Genomic DNA, 23,363 nt, shown 5'->3' with positions numbered 1-23,363 from the left:
TCACTGAAAATGGCGGGGGTTTGTCTGTTACATGACTCTTATCTGTTATATCGCTTCTTGGCTGCCCATGACAGCTTCCCCTGCAAGGTAGGCGCCCAGCTCTTCGCGCAGCGCGGCGCTGATGGAAGTCATTGGCAGGCGCAGCGTATCCGAGGAGAGCTCTCCGAGTTCGCTGAGCAGCCATTTGATCGGGGCTGGGTTGGACTCCTTGAACAGCAGCTTCATCAGCGGCACCAGCTGATCATACGCAGCCTGTGCAGCCTCAACCTGACCGGCTCTGTACTGCTCGTAGATACTGAGGAAGCGGCCGGTATATACATTGGCTGAGGCCAGCATGCCTCCGGCGGCTCCATAGCCCAGCATCTCGAAGAAATGCAGATCGTCGCCGCAGAGCACAGGCTTGCCGCCGCTCCTCGACAGCTCGGAGACGAGCAGGGGGGAGCCGGAGCAGTCTTTTAAGCCTACGACATTATTCATCTCCAGGATCGTACGGGCGGTGTCCAGCGTCATGCCGACTCCAGTGCGGCCCGGGATATCGTAAGCCATAATGGGCAGACCCACCTCTGCCGCCTTGCGGAAATGGGCGATGATGCCTTCCTGAGACGGACGGCTGTAATAAGGGACAACCACCAGTGCGGCATCGGCACCTGCGTTCGCCGCCAGCTCAGTACGGGCTACGGTAGAGTATGTATCATTCGTACCTGTGCCCACCACGAGCGGGATAGAGCTGGACTTCAAAAGTTCCCGTGAGGCATCCACGAGCGACTGTAATTCCTGTATATTGACTGTCGGCGATTCTCCAGTGGTTCCATTGACGACCAGACCATGAATATTGTTCTTGATGATGTTGTTCACATAACGCTGATACGATTCCAGATCAAGCTCACCAGCAGCATGGAACGGGGTGACCACGGGAACATAAATTCCATAAATCTGTTCTTCTGTTAACATGAATATCGTCCTCCAAAAATGTAAAATCCGTTTGTTCTACTGTACCATGGATTCTTGCATCGTTGTTAGCTATAATAAATGATGTGGGTTATCAATAATATTGATGTTAGGGTGAGAGACGATGGACTTAACGTATATGCGGACCTTCCGCGAAGTAGCCAAGCGGCAGAGCTTCACGCGCGCGGCTGAGGAGCTGGGCTATGCACAGTCCAGTGTCACAATGCAGATACAGAAGATTGAGAAGGAATACGGCGTGCCGCTTATCGAACGTCACGGCCGCGCCTTGCGCCTGACACCGCCGGGGGAGGAGCTGCTTAAGCTGTTCGTGGAGATTCTGGAGCTCTATGACCGCTCTAAGGAAACGATCGCCCAGCAGATCGGCGGAACGCTTACGATTGGAACGATTGATTCACTTGCGGCCTTCTATCTGCCGCCGTTCCTGCAGCAGCTGCGGACGATGTTCCCTGGTCTGAATATTCATCTGCAGACCGAGCAAGAGGCCAATCTGATCTCCAAGATCAGGGACGGCGAGGTCGATATCGGCCTTCTGCTGGACCGCAGCACGGTGGATAGCGCGCTTACGCGGACGATCATCCGAGAGGAGCCGCTTGTCCTTGTGGCACCAGCCAGCCATCCGCTGGCCCGGCTGGAGCAGGTGACCCTACAGGATCTGAATAACTGCGAGCTGATTGTCTCCGAGGAGAGCTGCATTTACCGCAGCCTGTTCGAGAACCTGCTCCGCGACCACGGCATCGTGTTCCGGATTGGTTTTGAGCTGTCGAATTTGGAGGCGATTAAGCGTTGTGTGCGCAATGGCCTGGGCATAGCGCTGCTGCCGCGGATTGTGGCTGAGGAGGAGATCGAGCGGGGGAACCTGTCCGAGCTGTCTTTTGCCCACCCGGAGATTCATTTCGATTTGCAACTGCTGCTGCATCCGAAGAAGTGGAAGTCCCTGCCGCTCCAGTCGCTGATTCAGATGCTGCTTGAGGATGCCAAGGCGAAGACTGTGGCGTTGTGAAAGTAACATACTGAAGCGGGGAGTCGCCTCGTACCAAATTCATACCACTAGAAGAGCACTGCCGTATCACCCTCAAGTAGGGTGCGGCAGTGCTCTTTTTCGAGTTATAAGCAAAATCGGTTGCTCCACGCTATGCATTAACGTTCTAGTTGTCGCGATGATGGTACTTTAGAACAGCAGGTTCCTTTGGCAAATATGTTGTAAGAATTACAACAGGGGAATGCTGCTTTTCGTACAACAATTGACGATTACGATCGTTAGTATAAGGGGCAAGTTGCATTTTGTGCAGGATTCGAAATGGGAATTGCGTTAATCCTGCATAGACTTACTCAATGGCAGCTAACAGTTTTTGGTTGCCAGCAGGCTGCTCCGGAAGCTCTCCATCTGCACCGAAGGATGCCGGTCCTTGTTATGCACGGCATAGATATAACGCGGCGCCATTTCCCCTTGAATAGACAGCATCTGAATTAGTCCTTGCTGCTCCTCCCACTGTACCGCCATCCGGGACATCACAGAGATGTGCCCGCCGAGCCGCACAAGCTGCTTGATAGCCTCCAGCGAATCCACCTCAATCGTATTGCGCAGCCGAAGCCCTTGCTGCTCGAACCAGCGTTCGGTCAGGCTGCGTGTGGTGGACTCGCTCCCATGCAGAGCAAAGGGAGTCTTACTGATCTCCTCCATGCTAAGCTGAGTCTTGCAGGCGAACGGATGCCCGGGAGAGCAGATCAGGACAAGGTCATCTGTAATCAGTGGCTCAGCCTGCAGGGCAGGCTCCGTGAAAGGCTCTGAGGAGATGACGCCTAAGTCAATTTCGTGGCGGATCAGCATCTCCCGGATCACAGGGGCGGGCTTTACGGACAGAGCCATACGGATGCCGGGGAACTCCCGGGAGAACGCATGTAATAAGGACGGCAGCAGATAGGTTGCAGGTACATAGCTGGCCCCAATCAGCAGCGCTCCCCGGTAGAGGGTGTCGAATTCGCCTGCTACCCGGCGGGCCTCACGGGCAAGCGCATTAATTTTCACGGAATAATGAAGGAGGGCTGCTCCGGCCTCGGTGAGAAAGGTTTTGCCGCTGCGGGCTTCGAATAGCCGGACCCCAAGCTCTTCTTCAAGCGACTTCATATGAAAGGTTACGGTCGGCTGTTTGATCCCGAGTACCTCGGCTACGCTGGTCATATGGTGCAGCTGGTCGATCAGTTCAATGATTTGCAGTTTCATCAGATTCATAGATGTACCTCTTCTATGCGTTAGTGGGAGATCCCCCACCATAGATTTTATCTATGAACGTTAACAGAATTCATATATAAAGTTAATTACATGTTTACATGAAAAATAAACAACCTGCGAATACAGACGTTAGACTGAGGACAGCTCAAGAAGACAGGCAGGGATCGAAATGAATATTCAGATGAAGGGGATTCATAAAAGCTTTGGCGGACAACCGGCGCTGCTGCCTGCGGGGCTTGAATTGAAGCACGGTAAGTTCACCACCTTGCTGGGGCCTTCCGGTTGCGGAAAAACCACGCTGCTGCGGATGTTAGCTGGCCTTGAGCGCCCGGATGGCGGGGAATTATACGCTGACGGGAAATGTTATTTCTCCGCTGCGCAGCGGATCGATCTTCCGGTACACAAGCGGAATTTGGGGATGGTGTTTCAGGATTTTGCACTCTGGCCGCATATGACGGTGTATGAGAATGTTGCTTTCGGGCTAAAGGCCTCAGGGCAACGTGCGCAGTTGCGGAGCAAGGTGCTGGAGACACTGGAGATGGTCCGGTTGCAGGGGATGGAGAATCGGTATCCGCATCAGCTGTCGGGCGGTCAGCAGCAGAGGGTTGCTTTTGCCAGAGCGGTAGTTGTCCGTCCGGGTGTGGTGCTCTTCGATGAGCCGTTAAGCGCGCTGGATGCCGTACTCCGGGAAGAGATGAGAGTGGAGATGATGTCGCTGGTCCGGGACATGGGTCTAACTGCACTCTACGTGACCCACGATCAGATCGAAGCGATGTCGATGTCCGACGAGATTGTAGTTATGAAAAGCGGGCGGATATTGCAGACAGGAACTCCTGAAGCAGTATACGAGGCCCCGTCAGAGCCGTTCGTCGCTTCGTTTATCGGCAAGTCCAACTGGCTTACGCCGGAGCAGGAGATGGTGCGGCCTGAGCATATCGGATGGAGCCGTACGGCGGGCGATGACCTGTGTTATTCCGCTGTTGTACGAAGTGTTAGTTATGTTGGAGAGCGTTATGAGATCCGCGCGGAGGTGGAGGGGGCCGGACTATGGACAGTTTATCTGAACAACCGGATTCCCGTAGGAGAAAGGGTCCAGCTCTATGTCTCACCACGGCAGATATGCCGGATGAACTCGAATTCAAATGAAGAAGAACCTAAAAGGAGCGAATCATAACTATGAAATGGAACAAATCACGTAAACAAGGGGCAATGCTGCTGTTATCTGCTGTGATGAGTATGAGTCTGGCGGGCTGCGGTACGGGCAACAGCACCAGTGCCGGCGGGGCCAGCACGAGTACACCTGAGGCAACGGGTGCAGCTGCGTCAACTCCTGAAGCTACAGAAGCTGCGTTAAGCGGCAAGCTGGTACTGTATTCCGCCGGCCCGCAGGGCTTGGCAGACGATATTGTGAATGGCTTCAAGGCCAAGACAGGCCTCACGGTGGAGATGTTCCAGGGAACGACCGGCAAAATTCTGGCCCGGATGGAGGCGGAGAAAGCAAATCCGGTGGCCGACGTGGTGATTCTGGCTTCCCTGCCTTCCGCACAGGCGCTTAAGGCGGACGGTCTGACGCTACCCTACCCGGAAGCGGCCAATAAGGAGAAGCTGAATCAGGACTGGTCGGATGCCGAAGGCAATTATTTCAGTTCAAGCGCCTCTGCGCTCGGGATTGTCTATAATACGAAGCTGGTAGCGAATCCGCCCAAGACCTGGGCAGAGCTGGCAGGTATGGAGTGGAAGGATGCCGTCAACATTCCTGATCCGACGCTGTCAGGCTCGGCGCTGGATTTCATTACAGGCTATCTCAGTGTGAACGGCGAGCAGGGCTGGGATCTGTTCAAGAATTACAAGGCGAACGGTGTTGCTATGGCTGGAGCAAACCAGGAAGCACTTGATCCGGTGATTACAGGAGCTAAGAGTATTGTGGCAGCAGGAGTAGATTATATGGCCTACAAGGCCAAAGCAAAGGGAGAGCCGCTGGATATTATCTATCCTGAGGAGGGCACCGTGGTTAGTCCGAGACCGGCAGCGATTCTGAAATCAAGCCCGAACGTGGCGAATGCCAAAGCGTTCATTGATTATCTGTTGTCCGACGAAGCCCAGCAGTTGGTAGCGGATGCGTATCTCATACCGGGCCGCGAGGATATTGAAGCTTCGAACCGGACCAATCTGAAGGACATCCCGCAGCTTAAGGTGGACTGGGCCTGGATGAGTGAGCACGGGAATGAGACGGCTTCGAAATTCGCAGAAATATACAAATAAAGGCTTAAGGTTGAGGTGAAAAGCAATGAGTCCAGTCTCCATGGACAGTAACCGGATACTTCGGAGAGCGGGCTTGCTGCTCTCCTTCTTTTTGCTGGCGGTCAGCATTGGCATTCCGCTCCTGCTCATCTTCTGGCAAAGCGTCACCCCGAATCAGAGCCTGGACTGGATGGCCCCGCTCCGTACGATCACCGGACAGAGTCTGTCCGGGGTGCTGCTGAATTCGGTATGGCTGGGAATATGTGTAGTAGCTGGAACCACGCTGCTTGCGATGCCGCTGGCCTGGATGATGGCTAAGACCCGTATGGGGCTGTACCGCTGGATTGACGTTATTCTGCTGATTCCGTTCATGACCCCGCCGTATATCGGCTCCATGGGCTGGATTCTATTCATGCAAAAAGGCGGCTATCTTCAGCAGTGGCTTCCGGGTGCGGGTGCGTTAAGTGATTCTTTCTTCAGCTTCTGGGGGATGGTCTTCATCATGAGCATGCATCTGTTCCCGTTCCTGTATCTGCTGCTTAGGGATGCGCTTATTCGTATAGGCGGCAATCTGGAGGAGGCGGGAGCGGTGCACGGGGCAAAGGCAGGCTACCGCTTCCGGCGGATCATCATGCCGCTGCTGCTGTCGGCCTATGGCATGGGGGTGATGCTCGTCTTCGTTAAGACGATTGCGGAGTTCGGGACACCGGCTACCTTCGGCCGCAAGATCGGCTATTATGTCATGACCTCGGAAATTCATAAATACATTTCCAGCTGGCCGATTGACTTCGGCAAGGCTACGTCGCTTGCATCCGTGCTGCTGTCGGTCTGTCTGGTGATCTGGTATATGCAGTCGGCGGTCAGCCGCCGGTTCACTTACCGTCTGGTGGGCGGCAAGGGACAGCGCTCCAAGACGTATTCGCTGCGCGGCGGCGCAGGCTGGCTCGCAGGCTTATATCTGGCTTCACTACTGCTATTATCCATAGGCATCCCTTACTTCTCGATTATCGCCGCCTCGCTGATGAAGCTGCGCGGTGCCGGGCTGTCGCTGGACAACCTGACGCTCGATCATTACAGGGAGCTGCTCTCCTGGGGATCGGTGAGTCTGAAGGCAATTGGGAACAGTCTGGGGCTGTCGCTTGCCGCAGCATCGGTGGCTGTCATACTTGGAGCCGGCCTTGCTCTGGCCATCGGCAGGTCTTCTACCCGGCTGCAGCGGATCATTGATCTGCTGAGTCTTTTGCCTAATACGGTTCCGGGTATTGTAATGGTGGTAGGGCTGATTCTGCTCTGGAATGCGCCATGGATGCCCTTCACGCTCTACAACACCTACGGCATGGTAGTACTAACGTATGTGGTGCTGTTTCTTCCTTATACGGTGCAGTATGTGAAGTCCAGCTTCTCGCAAATTAACGGGTTGCTGTTTCAAGCGGCCCAGGTTAGCGGAGCAGGACCATTCTATATCTTGCGGCGAATTCTGCTTCCGCTCATTATGCCCGGTATGTTGGCAGGCTGGATGATGACCTTCACCATATCTGTAAGGGAGCTGGTCGGATCGCTGTTGATTCTGCCGCCTTCGATGCAGACCTCGGCTACGTATATTTTTGCCCAGTTCGAGCAGGGGCAGGTATCGCTTGGCATGGCAATGGCGGTGGTATCGGTCGGCTTGACGGTGCTGCTGCTGCTCGGTATTGAACTGCTGAATTCCAGAAGAAAGTGGAATGGATCATGACGAAACTGACCATATGGGGCGGGGCCGGTGAACACGGGCGTTCTGCTTACCTCCTGAGTGGCGGCGGCTACCGTCTGCTGCTTGATTGCGGGGTGAAAAAAGGCGGAGCCGGACAATATCCCCTTATCGATCCCGGGCAGGTAGCCCTGCTGGATGCGGTACTGCTCTCCCATGCCCATGAGGATCATTCGGTTGCACTACCGCTGCTGTATGCGCAGGGTTACAAGGGAGAGGTATGGACAACGTGGGAAACCAGGGCTCAACTGGATGCCTATTTCCGCTCCTGGCGTTCGAGTATTAGCCGTGAGGGGCATGAACTGCCATACACTGAAGCAAATGTACAAGCGATCCGTTACCGGTATCTGGAGGAGGAGGGCAGCTGCCTGTCCTGGTTCGGACTGGTTCCCGGGGTTCAGGTCATGTGGGGGCGAAGCGGGCATCTGGCGGGATCAGTATGGTTCCTGATCGCTGGGGAAGGGCAGTCGATCTTCTATTCCGGTGACTATACGGCGGAATCTCTGCTGCTTGCTGCTGATTCACCGGCTGAAGCAATACAGGCAGCCGGGGGCATCCCTGACCTTGAACAGAGACTGAGGGCATGGTCACGCGGCCAGCGTCTTGATCTGGCGGTTGCCGATGCGGCCTACGGAATGGACGAGGAGAGCCAGTCTGATAAGCAGAGGCAGCTGGAGCAGGCCATACGCAGGACTGCGGCACGGGGAGGCAAGGTACTGCTCCCGGTTCCGGCAGGCGGACGCGGCCAGGAGATGATACTGTGGGCCGCCAAGCTTTATGCGGATCTGCCAATGGTAGTGGAGAAGAAGCTGATAGAGGGGATGAGGCGGCTGGCAGACTCGCCGTTCTGGCTTAGGAGCGCTGAGCGAACGGGAGAGTATTCCGCACTGGAGAACATAGCAGATTTTCTTGCCGCCCGCCGCTGGACGATACCGCAGTGTGAGGCGGAGCGGGAGGCGCTGCTGTCAGGCTCCGGCCCTTCCCTGTGGTTCGTACCAGATGGCATGATGCAATCGTCCTTGTCGCGTTGGTACTATGCGAGGTGGGCGTCCCATTCAACCTATTCCGTGCTGATCACCGGTCATGTAGCCGCCGGAACCTTCGGGTACAGGCTGCTGCATGAACCCGGACAGCATGGAGTATGCGAGGTGCTTAAGCTGCGTTACAAGGTGCATCAGGGCCGGAAAGATGTGCAGCGTATGCTGAAGTCCCTCCCCGTCCGGCACGCCGTGCTGGTTCATGCCGCGAAGCCGGAGACCGACAAGCTCCGTGAAGCTTTGATCCAGGGTGGACAGCTGACCGGCTGCACGCTGCATTCTATGGCGCCTGGAGAAGAGTTGGATTTGGAAGGCCAAGGAAATAACGGATGAAAAGAGGCTGTCTTATAAGTGGAATTTCACTTATAGAGATGGCCTCTTTTTTGTTGGGGGGTGACGCGTAGGCCAAATGTATGCGAAAACCGAACACAATGTGCAGACACGAAGGTAATCGACCCAATGTATGCGGAATTCCGAATACAATCGGTGCTGCTGCAGTGAGGAACGCGCCCCATGCTCCGCAGTCCGTAACATTGTAGAGAAATCATGCAAGAAATGCAGCAATACTGCCCGGTAGAAGCGACTGCTGCTGAAATCCTGCATAAAATGCAACAAATCCGGCGCTAACTTGCTCCCATCACCGGAATTCCTGCAAGTGATGCAACAATGTACCACACCCAGTAACTTCTTTAGTGAAGTCCTGCAAAATGTGCAACAATACTGCTTCATACAAGTGGTCGGTGAGAGAAAATTTCAGAACTGGCTAGAGATGAGGAGCACTTTTTCAAAGCGCCTTCGCGCTCTTAATCAAGCACAGGAAAACACAACTCACAAAGATGCCTGCTGACCATGACTTCCGTGTATCTCTCTATAACCGGCCGTCCGGGATCAAGCTTATAGCCGCTGCGTGACAGCGCCGGGAGAATCTCGGCCCATGCTTGTAGTACAGCCTCAGCCGTATGCTGGATGGTTACCACTGCGTAGGCTCCGCCGGGAAGCTCGCCGTAAGGTACTAAGGCCTCGGCTGGAGAATTCTCAGGCAGGCTGATGCAGGCATCATATCTGCACTCCGCAGGTGGGGTGGTCTCAGGGTTGTCCTGCGGAATACCGAACAGCACCGCCGAGCCTTGAAGCAAGCCTTGTTCCCGCGCCCACTCCTTCAATTGTTCCATCGCCTGGACGTTACCGGGTCCGTAGTGACCTGTCCGCCGTACATAAGCTATGCGTGTTGCCGGAATGCTCTCGAGCTGAAGATTCATCATTGTTCATGATCCTTTCTGTGGTCAAATGAAGTACATTTCGAATGCTAACATGGACTAAAATAGAATGCATATCATTTTTCGGCAGCCTATTATATGCAGCAAGATATTGACATGAAAAACGAGAATATGGTATATAAAAGGGAGTGTTAGCACTCAAGTGAGTGGAGTGCTAAACGATGCTCCGCAATCCGAAGGTTACTTTTGAAAGGAGATTTATTTATTCATGGCTAAAAAAGAGTTTAAAGCTGAATCCAAAAGACTGCTGGAAATGATGATTAACTCCATTTATACGCAGCGCGAGATTTTTCTGCGGGAACTGATCTCAAATGCAAGTGATGCCATCGATAAAATCTATTACAAGGCACTGGCCGATGATAATCTTGTGTTCAATAAAGAGGACTACTACATTAAAGTAACCGCTGACAAAGAAAGCCGCATGTTAACCATTGCCGATACCGGCATCGGGATGACACAGGAAGAACTGGAGAACAATCTGGGGATTATCGCGAACAGCGGCTCGTTTGCTTTTAAGAAGGATAATGAAGCCAAAGACGGACACAACATTATCGGACAATTCGGGGTCGGATTCTATTCCGCATTCATGGTGGCTGACGATGTGACCGTAATTAGTAAGGCGCTGGGCAGCGAGCAGGCGTTCAAATGGGAATCCCAGGGGGCGGACGGCTATACGATTGAGCCTTGTGAGAAGGATACGGTCGGTACCGAAATTACGCTGAAGATCAAAGAGAACACCGAAGACGATAACTACGATGAATTCCTCGAAGAATACCGTCTGAAATCGGTCATCAAGAAATATTCGGACTTCATCCGCTTCCCGATCAAGATGGATATTACCGGCAGACAGCCCAAAGAGGGCGCTGAGAATGAATTCATCGATACGATTGAAGAACAGACGGTCAACAGCATGGTGCCGATCTGGCGCAAGAACAAGAAAGAGCTGACCGATGAAGATTACAACAACTTCTATGCTGAGAAGCGTTACGGGTTCGACAAGCCGCTGAAGCATATCCACATCAGTGCTGACGGCGCAGTGGTCTACAACGCGATTCTGTTCATCCCGGAGAATACTCCGTTCGACTACTACACTAAGGAATATGAAAAAGGCCTGGAGCTCTACTCCAACGGCGTGCTGATTATGAACAAATGCGCCGACCTGCTGCCGGATTACTTCAGCTTCGTCAAGGGGATGGTCGATTCCGAGGACCTGTCGCTCAATATCTCCCGTGAGATGCTGCAGCATGACCGCCAGCTTACAATGATCGCCAAGAACATCAAGAGCAAGATTAAGAGCCAGCTCTTGAGCTTGCTGAAGGATGAGCGCGAGCAGTATGAGACGTTCTATAAGTCTTTTGGCAGACAGCTGAAATTCGGGGTCTATAACGACTACGGTATGGAAAAAGAAACGCTGCAGGATCTCCTCATGTTCCACTCCTCCAAGGAGAAGAAGCTGGTGACGCTGGCTGAATATGTAGAGAGAATGCCGGAAGACCAGAAGTATATCTACTACGCTTCGGGTGAATCGGTAGAGCGCATTGAGAAGCTGCCGCAGACTGAAATGGTGCTGGATAAGGGCTATGAGATTCTCTACTTCACCGACGATATCGATGAATTCGCAATCAAGATGATCATGGCGTACAAGGAGAAGGAGTTCAGAAATGTCTCCAGCGGTGACTTAGGGATTGAAGAGAGTGCCGAGGATAAGCCATCCGAAGAGGAAGAGAATGAGAACAAGGGATTGTTCGAAGCCATGCAGGGCATTCTCTCCGGCAAAGTGAAGGCGGTCAAAGCCTCCAAGCGGCTGAAATCCCATCCGGTCTGCCTGTCCACCGAAGGTGAGCTGACGATCGAGATGGAGAAAATCCTCAAGGCTATGCCTAACGGCGGCCAGGATGTGCAAGCGGACAAGGTGCTGGAAATCAACATTCACCATGATGTCTTCCAATCACTTAAAGCGGCGGCCGAGGGCGATAAGGAGAAGCTGGGCCTGTACACCAACCTCTTGTACAACCAGGCGCTCCTGATCGAAGGTCTGCAGGTTAATGATCCGGTGCAGTTCACGAACGATATTTGTAAAATCATGGTCTAACACCGGCGCTGCCGCCGGTCAGTTGACCTTGGCTTATTAAAAGACCCCGCGACTGGCTTAGGCCGGCGCAGGGTCTTTTTGAATGTTTGTGGGGGTATTTAGTGCATATATGGAAAGCATCCAAGGGCAGGATGACTGGCGCAGATAATGGACATCCTCCAGAAGGGAGGAGCCTGAGCGTATTCATAGTGACTTGAAGGTCTCGATGAACTTGGTCGCCATGGACGACAAATACTTATCCTTCATCCATACGGCGGCCACCCGGGTGCGCAGGGTCTCGCAAAGGATTTCTTTGTAGATCAGGTTGCTGTGATTAGCCAGCTCAAACGCCGACCTCGGCACAATGCCGATCCCTAGTCCCGCATTGGCCCATAGCAGCGTGGTGCGGGCATCATCGTTCATACAGAAGATCTGTGGCTCAAAGCCGTGCTCTAGACAGGTCTCGCGGATGAGCTGCTCGAAACGGCGGTAGATAATCAGCGGTTTGTCCTGCAGCTCGCCCAGCTGGGCAGCATTCTGGCTCGGGGCCCAGTCATAATCAGCGGTCATCACCGCGATCATCGGCTCCGAATGGAAATACAGGCATTCCAGATTACTGGTGTTGAACGGGGTGCGGACAATGCCCACCTCAACAATGCCCTTGTTCAGCAGGTCAATAATCATGAACGTATTGCCTTCGTGAATTTCAAAGGTTACACCCGAATAGCTCTTATGGAATGCTGTGAGCGGCTCGTGCAGCAGAGTAGCACCTGAAGAAGAGACCGTTCCAATGATAAGGCTGCCCTTCAGCCCTTTGGCATAGTCACTGATCTCCCGGGCGGTGGAATCCGTCAGCTCCAGGATCTGCTGGGCCCGGTTACGCAGAATGATTCCGGCATCTGTCAGCTGTATGCTGCGCGGTCCGCGCTCCACCAGCTTGACCCCCAGTTCCTCCTCCAGTAGCTTCAGCTGCTGGCTGAGCGGCGGCTGGGCCATCCTCAGCTTCCTGGCTGCGGATGTAATTTGTCCTTCCTCGGCAATGGCCAGGAAATACTTTAATTGGCGAATATCCATGGTTGAGCCTCCATTTGTAAGGGTTATGACATACGTTATCCATATGGGATTGATACGAAACCAATATTATCAATATGTAAGCAGGTATGACATAATCATAACGGGTCTTTTGTTTTTTTCAAGAGGGATTACATACTACGCTAAGTTAGGTGAGGATGAATGTGCGCAAAATTGCAGTTTTCTTAAAACCGTACAAAAAAGAAGTGACGATCGGGCCGATTTTCAAGCTGCTGGAGGCGATTCTTGAGCTGCTCTTGCCGACCATTGTTGCCCTGATCATCAACAACGGAATTGCCAAGCAGGATAGCAGCTACGTCTACAAGATGGGCTCCCTGATGGTGGTAATGGCCATCCTGGGCTTCGGCTGCTCTCTGGTATGTCAATATTATGCGGCGCGGGCTTCACAGGGGTTCGGGACCTCGCTGCGCAACAAAATGTTCAAGCATATCTCTTCGCTGTCGTATGCGGAGCTGGATGTTATCGGCACACCTTCGCTGATTAATCGGATCACTAACGATGTTAACCAGCTGCAGGTGGCAGTAGCCATGCTGATCCGGCTGGTCATCCGTGCGCCGTTCATCTGTATCGGTGCTATTATTATGGCGATGTTCCTGGATTTCCGTCTATCACTGATCCTGATTGCAGCGACACCGGTATTTGGAGTGATCCTGTACTTCATCATTACCCGCAGCTCGCCAATGTACCGCAAATATCAGGTGAAGCTGGACCGTCTGTCGCTGGTGCTCAGCGAGAATCTCTCAGGAATCCGGGTGATCCGGGCCTTCGCAGAGAGCCGCCGCGAGAAGCAGCGCTTCAATGAAGCCTCTGAGGATCTGACGCAGACGGCCATCCGTGTCGGACGGATATCCGCCTGGCTGGGACCAATGACGACACTGGTAGTGAACGCGGCAATTATTGCCATTCTATGGGTGGGCGGCATTCACATTGAAGCTGGGAATCTGTCGCAGGGTGAGATTATTGCATTCATTAACTATGTAACCCAGATCCTGCTGGCCCTGATCGTAGTCTCCAATCTGGTCATTCTGTTCACCAAAGCCTCGTCGTCTGCCAGCCGCATCAATGAGGTGCTGGCTATGACAGCTTCGGTTGCTGAAGTGCCTGCTCATGCACCTGCTGCGAAGCCGGACGGTGCAGCGCCGGTGATTTCCTTCCGCAATGTCTCTTTCGGCTATAACACGACCGGTGAGCAGGCCCTGGAAAATATCTCTGTAGATATCCTCAAGGGGCAGACGGTAGGATTAATCGGCAGTACCGGTTCAGGTAAGAGCACCTTCGTAAATCTGATTCCGCGCTTTTATGACGCTGTAGAAGGGGAGATTAGAGTCGAGGGTGTAAATGTACGGGACTACCGGCTGGAGCAGCTGCGCAGCAGAATCGGCATTGTACCGCAAAAGGCGGTATTGTTCACCGGGACGATTGCCGAGAATATCCGCTGGGGAAAGGCGTCTGCTACCCGGGATGAGATTATGGCCGCAGCAGAGGTTGCCCAGGCTGAGGAGTTCATCACCCGGCTGCCTGAAGGGCTGGATACGCTGGTCGTACGCGGCGGGCATAACCTGTCCGGCGGACAAAAGCAGCGGCTGACCATTGCCCGGGCTGTAGTAGGACGTCCGCCGATCCTTATCCTGGATGATTCCTCCAGTGCGCTGGACTTCGCTACGGATGCGGCACTGCGCCGTGCACTAAGCAAGAACAGTACAGATATGACCGTGCTGCTTGTATCCCAGCGGGTAAGCACAGTTAGGCAGGCCGGTCAGATTATCGTCTTCGAGGAAGGCCGGATTGCCGGAATTGGTACGCATGAGGAACTGCTGGAGAGCTGCGCAGTCTATCAGGAAATCTGCATGTCACAGCTCTCAAGCGAGGAGGCACTACAATGACCAGTACAATGACCTGGAAACGTTTGTTTCAATATACCCGTGAGTACCGGAAAATAACGTATGGAGCTATCTTCTGCGCCATCCTGAGCGTGGTTGCCAGCCTGATCGGGCCGCTCCTGATTGGCCGTGCCATTGACCACATGATCGGGCCGGACCGGGTGGAGTTCCCGGAGATTCTGCGCCTGCTGCTGATTCTGGGCAGTGTGTATCTGGTCGGCAGCTTCTTCGGCTGGCTGCTCACTTATTATACGAATAAGCTGGCGTTCCGCACGGTCTATGACCTGCGCCGCGAGCTGTTTGACAAGCTGGACGCCCTGCCCCTGAAATTCCATGATAACCATCCCCAGGGCGACAGCATCAGCCGGTTCGTGAATGACATGGATGCCGTCTCTGACGGTCTGCTCCAGGGCTTCTCCACGCTCCTGACTGGGATCGTAACCATTGCCGGAGCTATAGGGCTGATGCTCTATATCAGCCCTATAATGACACTGGTGGTGCTGCTGTCTGCTCCGGCAACCTTCTTCGTTGCCCGCTTCATTACGATGCGCTCCCAGCAGCTGTTCCGTGAGCAGGCCAAGATTCTCGGGGGGCTGAACGGCTATGTTGAGGAAATCGTCGGCGGGCAGAAGGTGGTGCAGGCTTATCATTACGAGGACCGTTCCTTTGCAGGTTTTGCGGAGCGTAATAATGAGCTGTACAAGACAGGGACGAAATCGCAGTTCTATGGCTCGCTCTCGAACCCGACCACGCGGCTGGTCAATAATATCACCTTCTCGCTGATTGCGATGATCGGGAGTGTGCTTGTTATCGGAGACCTGTTCTCCGTAGGGGATCTTTCCAGCTTCCTGATCTACTCCAGTCTGTTCGCGAAGCCGTTCAATGAGATAACCGGTGTGATCACACAGCTGCAGTCAGCCACTGCTTCGGCGCAGCGGATCTTCACCATTCTGGATCTCCCGCAGGAAGCCCCGGATCAGCCGGATGCCTATGTGATGGAGAACAGCCGGGGAACAATCACCTTCGATAAGGTAAGCTTCGCCTATACACCAGAGCGTCCGCTAATCAAGGACTTCAGTCTGGAGGTGAAGCCGGGCACACGCGTGGCGATCGTCGGCCAGACCGGGGCGGGCAAGACCACTCTGGTTAACCTTCTGATGCGTTTTTATGAGGTTGACAGCGGAACGATTCGAATTGACGGAGTAGATATTACCTCCATCACCCGTGACAGTCTGCGGCGCAATTTCGGAATGGTGCTTCAGGAGACCTGGCTGTACGGGGCTTCCATCCGCGACAATATTGCTTATGGCAAGCCGGAGGCTTCCGAAGCGGAGGTGATTGCGGCTGCTAAGGCTGCGAATGCGCACAGCTTCATCAAGCGCCTGCCTGAAGGCTATGACACCAAGATCAGCACCTCGGGAGATAATCTCTCCCAGGGCCAGAAGCAGCTGCTCACCATTGCCCGCGTCATGCTGGTTGATCCGCCGATGCTCATTCTGGACGAGGCGACCAGCAGCATTGATACGCTGACAGAGGCGCGGATACAGAAGGCCTTCCTGGCAATGATCACCGGCCGGACCAGCTTCGTGATTGCCCACCGGCTGTCCACGATCCGCGAGGCGGATCTCATCCTGTTCATGAAGGATGGGGATATCGTGGAGAGCGGAACGCATGATGAGCTGCTGGGGAGCGGAGGCTACTACGCCCGCTTATACAATAGCCAGTTTACGGCGGTGTAGGAATACTCTAATTTATTTAGCTGAGGCATAACTTCTCCGGAAGTGTGCCGCAGCTATTTTTTTGCCCAGCAAGCTTAAAGTTGATCCTTGCCCGGATGCAGCCTGCTGCGCATCACCCCGGGAGTCACTCCATGGGCCTTCCGGAAGACCCGGATGAAGTAATTGGTCTCCATGCCGAGGTTGAGGGCGATATCCTGCACGGGACGCTCCGGGTCCTCGGTCAGCATCTGCATGGCGCGCTGCAGCCGCAGGTTCTGCAGATATTTATGCGGAGTGACGCCGTATTCCTGCAGGAACAGACGCTGGAAATGCTGGACGGAATAACCGACAGCCGCCGCCAGATTGGTGATCAGCAGCGGCTCGGTGAAATGCTCGTTGATCAGGCTGACTGCTTTGTTCAGTGCATCGTTGCGGACGTTTTCGTTCTGCAGCCGGGTCGCTGCACCTGTGGAGACTTCACTTTTGCGCAGCATCAGCAGCAGCCGGTACAGCGTCACCGATAACTCCTGCATCGGCTGTTCCTCCTGACGCGCCGAGCTGTTCCCGTTCACCGTGTGCCAGATCCCGCCGAGCATGTCCCAGCATTCCTCGAACCGCTCGGGGCGGAACGGGGCCGAAGGCAGCAGGCCGAGACCCTCCAGAACGGAGGCAGACTGGCTGCCGTGGAACCCGATGAAGCCGACATGCCACGGTTCGTGGGATAACGGATAATATTCATGTCCGCGGTCGGGCGGAAATGCATAGGCCATCCCCGGCTGCAGCACCGTTTCGGTGCCGTCCTCCAGATCACGGAACCGCCCGCTGCCGCTGCGGATCAGAAAAATCTGATGCACCGGGAATCCGGCAGGACGCACATGGTGATACTGGATATGACGGCCGACAGAATACGGATAGAGGGGAAAAGCACTCAGGTCACGCGGCATTTCAATCAGAGAGAAGGGGAGCATACGAACACCTCATATTCATTTTGTGCTATTCAAACGCTATTATTATCCTACCATTGACTACAGATTATCCTTTATTATAAATAGTGTAAATCGATACAAGCAAGAGGGAAAGCGCTACTGAAGAAATTGTATCAGTGAAAAGTCCCATCCTGACATCTACTACCACACATAAACGAGAGGATGAAATCATATGAGCAGCAAAGTTCCTGCAATCAGCAGCAAGGCTCCTGTAATGCTTCACGGTGCCGACTATAATCCCGAGCAATGGCTGAAATATCCGGGGGTGCTTGAAGAAGATATCCGCATGATGAAGCTGGCAGACTGTAATGTCATGTCTGTAGGAATTTTCTCCTGGGTATCCCTGGAGCGCGAAGAAGGGGTATTTAACTTTGAGTGGATGGATCAGCTCCTGGACCGTTTTGCAGAGAACGGAATTTACGCCTTCCTGGCGACTCCGAGCGGTGCGCGTCCGGCATGGATGTCCGAGAAGTATCCTGAAGTGCTGCGGGTGGAACGGAACCGGGTTCGCAACCTGCACGGCGTCCGTCATAATCACTGCTTCACTTCACCGGTCTACCGTGAAAAGACAGCGCTGATCAACTCCAAGCTGGCTGAGCGTTACGCGCATCATCCGGCAGTGATCGGCTGGCATATCTCTAATGAATTCGGCGGCGAATGTCACTGTAATTATTGTCAGGATGCCTTCAGAGACTGGCTCAAGGCGAAGTACAACAATGATCTGGATGAGGTGAACCACGCTTGGTGGGCTACCTTCTGGAGCCATACGTATACTTCCTGGGAACAGATTGAGTCCCCTGCTCCGCATGGTGAGACACAGGTTCACGGACTTAACCTGGACTGGCGCCGGTTCGTAAGTGATCAGACGATAAACTTCTGCCAGCATGAGATTGACGCCGTGCGCGGCTTCAACCCTGATCTGCCGGTAACTACCAATATGCATATGATTGACGGCGTGGACTACCGCAATATGGCTAAGATTCTTGATGTGGTATCGTGGGATGCTTACCCGGACTGGGGATATACCGAAGACGATGATGACGCCCGCTTGGCCGCTTGGACAGCGATGCACCATGATATGTACCGCAGCTTCAAAAAGAAGCCGTTCCTGCTCATGGAAAGCACGCCTTCCCTCACGAACTGGCAGATTGTCAGCAAGCTGAAGCGTCCGGGGATGCACAAGCTGTCCTCACTCCAGGCCGTTGCGCATGGTTCTGATTCTGTACAGTACTTCCAGTGGCGTAAAAGCCGCGGCTCCAGCGAGAAGTTCCACGGCGCGGTGATCGACCATAGCGGACATACGGAGACCCGTGTCTTCAAGGATGTAGCTGAGGTGGGCCGTACCCTGGCAGGACTGGAGGAAGTTGTAGGTACTACAACCCCTGCTGAGACAGCCATTCTGTTCGACTGGGACAACCGCTGGGCGGTGAAGGATGCTCAAGGTATCCGCAATTCCGGCCTGAAATATGAAGAGACGGTGCTTCAGCATTACCGGGGACTGTGGGAGCTGGGAATTCCGGTAGATGTGGTAGGTTCGGGCGATGACCTGTCCGGCTATAAGCTGGTAATTGCTCCGATGCTGTACCTGATCAGCGAAGAGAACGGGAAGCGGATTGAGAAGTACGTAGAGCAGGGTGGAACCTTCCTGGCCACTTATTGGTCGGGAGTGGTCGGCGAGACCGATCTGTGTCACCTGGGCGGCTTCCCTGGACCGCTGCGCAGAACGCTGGGCATTTGGGCCGAAGAGACAGAAGGGCTGCATAGCCGCGACCTGAACGGTCTGGTGCTTGACCCCGGCAATAGCTTGAAGCTGAGCGGGGAATACGATGCGCATGAGATTGCCGAGCTGATTCATCTGGAAGGCGCTGAGGCGCTGGGTCATTACCGCAGCGACTTCTACGCCGGACGTCCTGCACTCACAGTGAACAAGCTGGGAGCAGGTAAGGCTTATCATCTGGCAACACGTGTGAAGGACGCGCAGTTCTATGTAGACCTGTACGCCGCAATTACCGGAAAAGAGCGGATCAGCCGCACCCTGAACACTGAGCTTCCGACCGGAGTAACCGCACAGCTGCGTTCCGATGGCGAGCATGACTATGTCTTCGTGCAGAATTTCAGCGGCACCGAGCAAGTAGTGGCGCTGGACGGACAAGCCTACACCGATGTAGAGTCCGGCGCAGCCGCTCCGGCCGAGCTGAAGCTGGCAGTGAACGGACTGGCAATTCTGAAGCGTGAAGCGGCTAAGGCATAAGTGAAGCGGCTTAATCGCGTAATATAGTACATGTATCGGCAAAGTTACATTGAGTTACAGAAGAAGGCAGAACCCCATCGACGGGTTCTGCCTTTTTAAGTATGACTTAGGTTGTGGCTGGACCGTACAACCGCTCAATCCCCTCAATCACCCGCCTAAAATATTCATGCTCATGCGGGACAAAGCGCGTGAAGTCCACCAGCTCATCGATGCCCGTTCGTTCACCGTTCCCGTTAATCTGGAAGCCCTGTACTTGAAGTTTGCTGTCTGCTCCCGAGATGAAGCTGCGGAAATCAGCGAAGCGGGCCTCTACGATGCCTGCCACCTCTTCCAGCTGTGGGGTGAATGCACTGAGCGCATAGCGGTTCTCATAGACATATACATGTGCCCGTTCACGGTCCATGAATCCGGCAGAATCCATCTGGTAGGGGATGACCCCCAGCGGCTGCAACTCGTCAAAAGCTATCGCAAGCCCCAGTTCCTCCTGGACCTCGCGGATACCGTCCAAGGCCGTCTCCTCTGCCAGCAGATGTCCGGCAGCGGTGATGTCTAGCAGCCCGGCATAATCTTTCTTTTGCTGACTGCGCAGCTGGAGGCAGATTCTCAGCCCGCTGTCAGCTTTACGGACAAACCAGCAGTGGAAGGTCTCATGCCAGAGGCCTTGGCGGTGCACCTCGTCCCGGGGAGCCGTCCCCGTCCGGTTCCCTTGTTCATCAAATGTAGCTAATAATTCTTCGTTCATACAGTTCGCCTCCAATGTCCGGTAAGTTAAATTTTCCGGGAGTAGTATGCCGATAGCAGAAGGTACAACGACAGAAGTGTAATCAACGTAACGGCAATCGTTAAGAACACAGTTTGGTTAATCAAAGAGGCGGCGACAGCAGAAAGAGACAATAAAAGAAAGAAAAGACGTATAGCAGCCCTGCCCGTTTTTAAGGCGATCATCCGGTTTCGTTCATCTTGCGCGGCAATATGTAACGCTTCTAGTATTTCAGGGTTTTTGAGCGCCTTGCGGAGTCTGGCAATACGGAGAGCGGCAGAAATCCACGAACCGGACAATAAACCGGCGAGAATCCCTATATCCCAGCTGTCCAGCGCGTCGAGCCTGCCCCACACGAATGCTTTGAGTATAAACGCCACAATAACGGTTATCCCCATACTTACCGCGTAGAAGGAATTGATAACGATCCGCCGCCGCAGCTCCTGTTCAAAAGACTTCATAGTCGATATCCTCCACATCTGAAAAATCAAAAATATCCTCGATCGGCAAACCGAAAAATTTTGAAATTTTATAGGCAAGCGGGAGGGAGGCGATGTACTTTTCATTCTCGATTGAAGTGATGGTGTGCCGTGTGACACGCAGTGCCTTAGCCAATTCCTCTTGGGAAATCCGCCGCTCTTTTCGCAGCTCGCGTATTCTTGTCTTCAATAATCAGCCACCTCCCCTGAAGTAATGTTATCTGCACCTCAACTCTGTTATTATGTTGCACGGTTACGGGCTTAGTCAAGTTCACTATACCATTTATGTGTAGTTGACTACACTAAATATGTGCAGTAAGCTATACATAAGATAACCTAAAGGATGGTGCGGGGAGCATGGAGAATATACGGTTCGCAGGGGTCAGAAAGTCCTTTGGCGATGTCGCTGCCGTAAACGGCCTGGATCTGAGTATCGCGGAGGGCGAGGTCTACGCACTGCTTGGGCACAATGGAGCGGGAAAGACCACAACGCTTCGCCTGCTGCTTGGTCTGCTGGAGCCGGACGACGGGGAGGTCATTGTTTTTGGGAAGAATCCTATACAGGAGGGGGATAGTGTGCGCGGGCTGTGCGGTGTTTTATCTGAAGATACAGGGTTGTACGAGTCTTTGAGCGTCTGGGATAACCTGATGTATTACGCTGATATTTATGGTATGAGCCGTGTAGAATCCAGTCGCCGTATTGACGAGCTGCTGCGGACATTTGAACTGCATGACAAGAAACGAACGATGATTAAGGGCTTGTCTACCGGCATGAAGAAAAAGGTTGCCCTGATCCGGGCCATACTGCATAAACCGCGCCTTCTGATCCTGGATGAGCCTACGAATGGGCTGGATCCTGTTAGCACAGCCGATCTAAGGAAGATGTTATTGCGGCTGGCGAAGGAAGAGGGGACCACCATCATTATGACCACGCATCATCTGGAAGAGGTCCAGAAGCTGTGCGATAGAATCACGATTCTGCGGCACGGGCGGAATATTTTTACCGATTCCATCTCAGCGCTCCAAGACAGCAAGCATTACATGGACAACGGGCAATTCAGTCTTGAGAAGCTGTACATGGATATGGAGCAGGGGGGGAGGCCGATGAACAGATCCTATCCCGTTTTTCGTATTCAGTGCGCAGAGTTTGTAAGTGACAAAGGGATGCTCTTCTTTTACGGCCTGTCCATAGGCATTACCGGTATAATCCTTCCACTGTTCATGCACGGGGTAGAAGTCTCCTTAACTGCCGCAGCATTACTTACGGCAGTCTTACTAATACCCATGTTATCCGGCAGCATTGCGGGAGAACGGGAGCACCGCACTTTGGAGACACTCCTGTCCAGTCCCATCCATGGGAAAAGCATGCTCTGGAGGAAGTTTGAGTTCTGCTTCTTATTTGCGCTGGGCTACTTCACTATAACCGTTCTCTGCTCTGCGTTAACGAGCTATCTTGCCGGCGGCGGAGCGGCGTTGATTCTTTGGCAATGGATGTGCATCATGGTTGTAGCTGCATTGAATTATAGTGCAATATGCATGGGCGGGGTGTATGTTTCCTCCACATCAGGAGATTTGCGGGCTGCCAACCAGCGGGTGTCGATAATGGCTTATCCTCTGAGCTTTCTGTTTGTCGTCTGTCTGTCGGTTATAGAAACCGCGGATTTGTTGTCGGCGCTGATCACAAGTTGTATCTGTACATTGATTTACCTTGGGGTTATATCGATGTTCGCAGCGAAGATCCGGAGGATGAAGCAGCCGGATTTCTTCCAGCCCATAACCATCCAGAAGCCGGAGAGCGCACATCAGCAGCGTATATCATTAGCTCTCCCGAGATCTCAGTTTGGCATAGTGTTGAGATTGGAGTGGAAGGTGTTAATGTCCTTGAAAAGGATGCTCCTGAGCTTTGGATTTCTGTGCTTCTCGCCCGTTGCTATGATGTGTCTGCTGCTGTATTATACGGGAACGCTTGACCTCAACTATGCCGTTCTGCTAACCGTGCTAATAATAATGAGAGTACCGACCAACTTAATAGCATACTCCATAGGCGGGGAAAAAGTATATAAGACAGGGGAAGCCTTATTGTCTACACCTCTGCAGATCCGGCCGGTCTTTCTGGCCAAATGTATGATTCCAGTGCTTGTAACGTCGGTCATGCTGACCGTCTCATCCCTGCTGACGTTAGCAGGCGTAACTATTGCAGCGCTGATCAAGCCTGATCTTGTCTCCATCCAAGGCTATACGGCTGCCCAGCTTATCCTGCTGTTTCCCGTTGGTCTGCTCTCATCCATCGCCATGATGTTCATAGCAGCTATTCTTTCTCTGCGGCTCAGAACTCCGCGTCAGGGCTTGTATGCGACAAGCCTTCTGTCGGTTCTGTTTGTGTTCCCGGTATTAGCGATCATCTACTTGGCTCCGAACATGCTAATGGGGTCCATGATCTATCTCGCAGTTCTCGTAATTGGTAATCTATTCTGTCTCAAAAGAATTTCGGACAACATAACCCGGCCTCAGCTCATGAGCAGACTATAAGGAACATACAAAACCCCCGGCCATGCTTCATTAAGAAGCAACCGGGGGTTCGTTGTATAGGTGCCGTTCCTGTAAGGTCGGCACCCGTTTCCACTT

Annotated in this window: 18 protein-coding genes; 10 read left to right on the top strand and 8 right to left on the bottom strand. The window is 53.4% G+C overall.

Translation table 11 applies throughout. The features are described from left to right. Nucleotides 1-45 precede the first annotated feature (45 nt). Complete coding sequence (gene dapA / locus C162_RS25540; RefSeq protein ID WP_036699186.1) at nt 46-951, bottom strand: 4-hydroxy-tetrahydrodipicolinate synthase; 906 nt, start codon at nt 949-951, stop codon at nt 46-48. 121 nt (nt 952-1,072) lie between these two features. Here dapA and C162_RS25535 point away from each other — a divergent pair, with 121 nt between their 5' ends. Continuing rightward, nucleotides 1,073-1,969, top strand: a complete 897-nt coding sequence (locus C162_RS25535; RefSeq protein ID WP_036699185.1) for a LysR family transcriptional regulator — start codon at nt 1,073-1,075, stop codon at nt 1,967-1,969. Nucleotides 1,970-2,308: 339 nt separating this feature from the next. Here the strand turns inward: C162_RS25535 and C162_RS25530 are convergent, their stop codons facing one another. Next, nucleotides 2,309-3,199, bottom strand: coding sequence for a LysR family transcriptional regulator (locus C162_RS25530; RefSeq protein ID WP_036699184.1), 891 nt, complete (start codon nt 3,197-3,199; stop codon nt 2,309-2,311). Between the two features lie 169 nt (nt 3,200-3,368). Between C162_RS25530 and C162_RS25525 the strand changes: the two genes are divergently transcribed. Genes C162_RS25525 through C162_RS25510 form a run of 4 tightly spaced genes read left to right on the top strand, consistent with a single transcriptional unit; the run spans nt 3,369 to nt 8,557 of the window. After that, nucleotides 3,369-4,373, top strand: a complete 1,005-nt coding sequence (locus C162_RS25525) for an ABC transporter ATP-binding protein (RefSeq protein WP_036699183.1) — start codon at nt 3,369-3,371, stop codon at nt 4,371-4,373. A 2-nt stretch (nt 4,374-4,375) separates the two neighbouring features. Beyond that, on the top strand, nt 4,376-5,461 hold the full coding sequence (locus C162_RS25520; protein WP_036699181.1) for an ABC transporter substrate-binding protein: 1,086 nt from the start codon (nt 4,376-4,378) through the stop codon (nt 5,459-5,461). Nucleotides 5,462-5,486: 25 nt separating this feature from the next. Continuing rightward, nucleotides 5,487-7,172, top strand: a complete 1,686-nt coding sequence (locus tag C162_RS25515; RefSeq protein ID WP_036699179.1) for an ABC transporter permease — start codon at nt 5,487-5,489, stop codon at nt 7,170-7,172. Beyond that, complete coding sequence (locus C162_RS25510) at nt 7,169-8,557, top strand: MBL fold metallo-hydrolase (protein ID WP_036699177.1); 1,389 nt, start codon at nt 7,169-7,171, stop codon at nt 8,555-8,557. The genes C162_RS25515 and C162_RS25510 overlap by 4 nt, the downstream gene beginning before the upstream one ends. Before the next feature lie 470 nt (nt 8,558-9,027). On the opposite strand, the gene C162_RS25505 is transcribed toward C162_RS25510, so the two are convergent. Next, nucleotides 9,028-9,486, bottom strand: a complete 459-nt coding sequence (locus tag C162_RS25505; RefSeq protein ID WP_327196394.1) for an AraC family transcriptional regulator — start codon at nt 9,484-9,486, stop codon at nt 9,028-9,030. 223 nt (nt 9,487-9,709) lie between these two features. Here C162_RS25505 and htpG point away from each other — a divergent pair, with 223 nt between their 5' ends. Further along, a complete protein-coding gene (gene htpG / locus C162_RS25500) occupies nt 9,710-11,593 on the top strand; it encodes a molecular chaperone HtpG (RefSeq protein WP_036699175.1) in 1,884 nt (627 codons plus the stop codon). 183 nt (nt 11,594-11,776) lie between these two features. Here htpG and C162_RS25495 read toward each other — a convergent pair whose 3' ends face one another. Next, nucleotides 11,777-12,646 carry a LysR family transcriptional regulator gene (locus tag C162_RS25495; RefSeq protein ID WP_036699173.1) on the bottom strand — a complete coding sequence of 290 codons (870 nt, stop codon included), beginning with the start codon at nt 12,644-12,646 and terminating at the stop codon, nt 11,777-11,779. 161 nt (nt 12,647-12,807) lie between these two features. Here C162_RS25495 and C162_RS25490 point away from each other — a divergent pair, with 161 nt between their 5' ends. Both C162_RS25490 and C162_RS25485 read left to right on the top strand, forming a co-directional pair. Continuing rightward, a complete protein-coding gene (locus tag C162_RS25490; RefSeq protein WP_036699201.1) occupies nt 12,808-14,547 on the top strand; it encodes an ABC transporter ATP-binding protein in 1,740 nt (579 codons plus the stop codon). Next, nucleotides 14,544-16,283, top strand: a complete 1,740-nt coding sequence (locus tag C162_RS25485) for an ABC transporter ATP-binding protein (protein WP_036699172.1) — start codon at nt 14,544-14,546, stop codon at nt 16,281-16,283. The genes C162_RS25490 and C162_RS25485 overlap by 4 nt, the downstream gene beginning before the upstream one ends. Before the next feature lie 74 nt (nt 16,284-16,357). Here the strand turns inward: C162_RS25485 and C162_RS25480 are convergent, their stop codons facing one another. Further along, entirely contained in the window at nt 16,358-17,230 is an 873-nt protein-coding gene (locus C162_RS25480) for an AraC family transcriptional regulator (protein ID WP_063829056.1), read from the bottom strand. 190 nt (nt 17,231-17,420) lie between these two features. Between C162_RS25480 and C162_RS25475 the strand changes: the two genes are divergently transcribed. Next, complete coding sequence (locus C162_RS25475) at nt 17,421-19,499, top strand: beta-galactosidase (RefSeq protein WP_036699170.1); 2,079 nt, start codon at nt 17,421-17,423, stop codon at nt 19,497-19,499. Between the two features lie 106 nt (nt 19,500-19,605). On the opposite strand, the gene C162_RS25470 is transcribed toward C162_RS25475, so the two are convergent. Genes C162_RS25470 through C162_RS25460 form a run of 3 tightly spaced genes read right to left on the bottom strand, consistent with a single transcriptional unit; the run spans nt 19,606 to nt 20,928 of the window. Further along, nucleotides 19,606-20,241, bottom strand: coding sequence for an NUDIX hydrolase (locus C162_RS25470; protein WP_036699168.1), 636 nt, complete (start codon nt 20,239-20,241; stop codon nt 19,606-19,608). A 26-nt stretch (nt 20,242-20,267) separates the two neighbouring features. Further along, the gene (locus C162_RS25465) at nt 20,268-20,720 is read right to left on the bottom strand and encodes a hypothetical protein (RefSeq protein WP_036699165.1); all 453 of its coding nucleotides are present in this window, start codon (nt 20,718-20,720) and stop codon (nt 20,268-20,270) included. After that, nucleotides 20,707-20,928, bottom strand: a complete 222-nt coding sequence (locus C162_RS25460) for a helix-turn-helix transcriptional regulator (RefSeq protein ID WP_036699162.1) — start codon at nt 20,926-20,928, stop codon at nt 20,707-20,709. The genes C162_RS25465 and C162_RS25460 overlap by 14 nt, the downstream gene beginning before the upstream one ends. A 167-nt stretch (nt 20,929-21,095) precedes the next feature. Here C162_RS25460 and C162_RS34635 point away from each other — a divergent pair, with 167 nt between their 5' ends. Continuing rightward, nucleotides 21,096-23,267 carry an ATP-binding cassette domain-containing protein gene (locus tag C162_RS34635; protein ID WP_051493916.1) on the top strand — a complete coding sequence of 724 codons (2,172 nt, stop codon included), beginning with the start codon at nt 21,096-21,098 and terminating at the stop codon, nt 23,265-23,267. Nucleotides 23,268-23,363 lie beyond the last annotated feature (96 nt).

The organism is Paenibacillus sp. FSL R7-269 (genome assembly GCF_000517865.1).
GTDB lineage: Bacteria > Bacillota > Bacilli > Paenibacillales > Paenibacillaceae > Paenibacillus_AQ.
Note: the sequence above shows the minus strand (reverse complement) of the source record. Positions and strands in the feature narration are given on the sequence as shown.

What these genes read in the sequence shown, in the direction of transcription:
- dapA (WP_036699186.1), bottom strand. Translation starts at nt 951, where the DNA reads ATGTTAACAGAAGAACAGATTTATGGAATTTATGTTCCCGTGGTCACC.
- C162_RS25535 (WP_036699185.1), top strand. Translation starts at nt 1,073, where the DNA reads ATGGACTTAACGTATATGCGGACCTTCCGCGAAGTAGCCAAGCGGCAG.
- C162_RS25530 (WP_036699184.1), bottom strand. Translation starts at nt 3,199, where the DNA reads ATGAATCTGATGAAACTGCAAATCATTGAACTGATCGACCAGCTGCAC.
- C162_RS25525 (WP_036699183.1), top strand. Translation starts at nt 3,369, where the DNA reads ATGAATATTCAGATGAAGGGGATTCATAAAAGCTTTGGCGGACAACCG.
- C162_RS25520 (WP_036699181.1), top strand. Translation starts at nt 4,376, where the DNA reads ATGAAATGGAACAAATCACGTAAACAAGGGGCAATGCTGCTGTTATCT.
- C162_RS25515 (WP_036699179.1), top strand. Translation starts at nt 5,487, where the DNA reads ATGAGTCCAGTCTCCATGGACAGTAACCGGATACTTCGGAGAGCGGGC.
- C162_RS25510 (WP_036699177.1), top strand. Translation starts at nt 7,169, where the DNA reads ATGACGAAACTGACCATATGGGGCGGGGCCGGTGAACACGGGCGTTCT.
- C162_RS25505 (WP_327196394.1), bottom strand. Translation starts at nt 9,486, where the DNA reads ATGATGAATCTTCAGCTCGAGAGCATTCCGGCAACACGCATAGCTTAT.
- htpG (WP_036699175.1), top strand. Translation starts at nt 9,710, where the DNA reads ATGGCTAAAAAAGAGTTTAAAGCTGAATCCAAAAGACTGCTGGAAATG.
- C162_RS25495 (WP_036699173.1), bottom strand. Translation starts at nt 12,646, where the DNA reads ATGGATATTCGCCAATTAAAGTATTTCCTGGCCATTGCCGAGGAAGGA.
- C162_RS25485 (WP_036699172.1), top strand. Translation starts at nt 14,544, where the DNA reads ATGACCAGTACAATGACCTGGAAACGTTTGTTTCAATATACCCGTGAG.
- C162_RS25480 (WP_063829056.1), bottom strand. Translation starts at nt 17,230, where the DNA reads ATGCTCCCCTTCTCTCTGATTGAAATGCCGCGTGACCTGAGTGCTTTT.
- C162_RS25475 (WP_036699170.1), top strand. Translation starts at nt 17,421, where the DNA reads ATGAGCAGCAAAGTTCCTGCAATCAGCAGCAAGGCTCCTGTAATGCTT.
- C162_RS25470 (WP_036699168.1), bottom strand. Translation starts at nt 20,241, where the DNA reads ATGAACGAAGAATTATTAGCTACATTTGATGAACAAGGGAACCGGACG.
- C162_RS25465 (WP_036699165.1), bottom strand. Translation starts at nt 20,720, where the DNA reads ATGAAGTCTTTTGAACAGGAGCTGCGGCGGCGGATCGTTATCAATTCC.
- C162_RS34635 (WP_051493916.1), top strand. Translation starts at nt 21,096, where the DNA reads ATGGAGAATATACGGTTCGCAGGGGTCAGAAAGTCCTTTGGCGATGTC.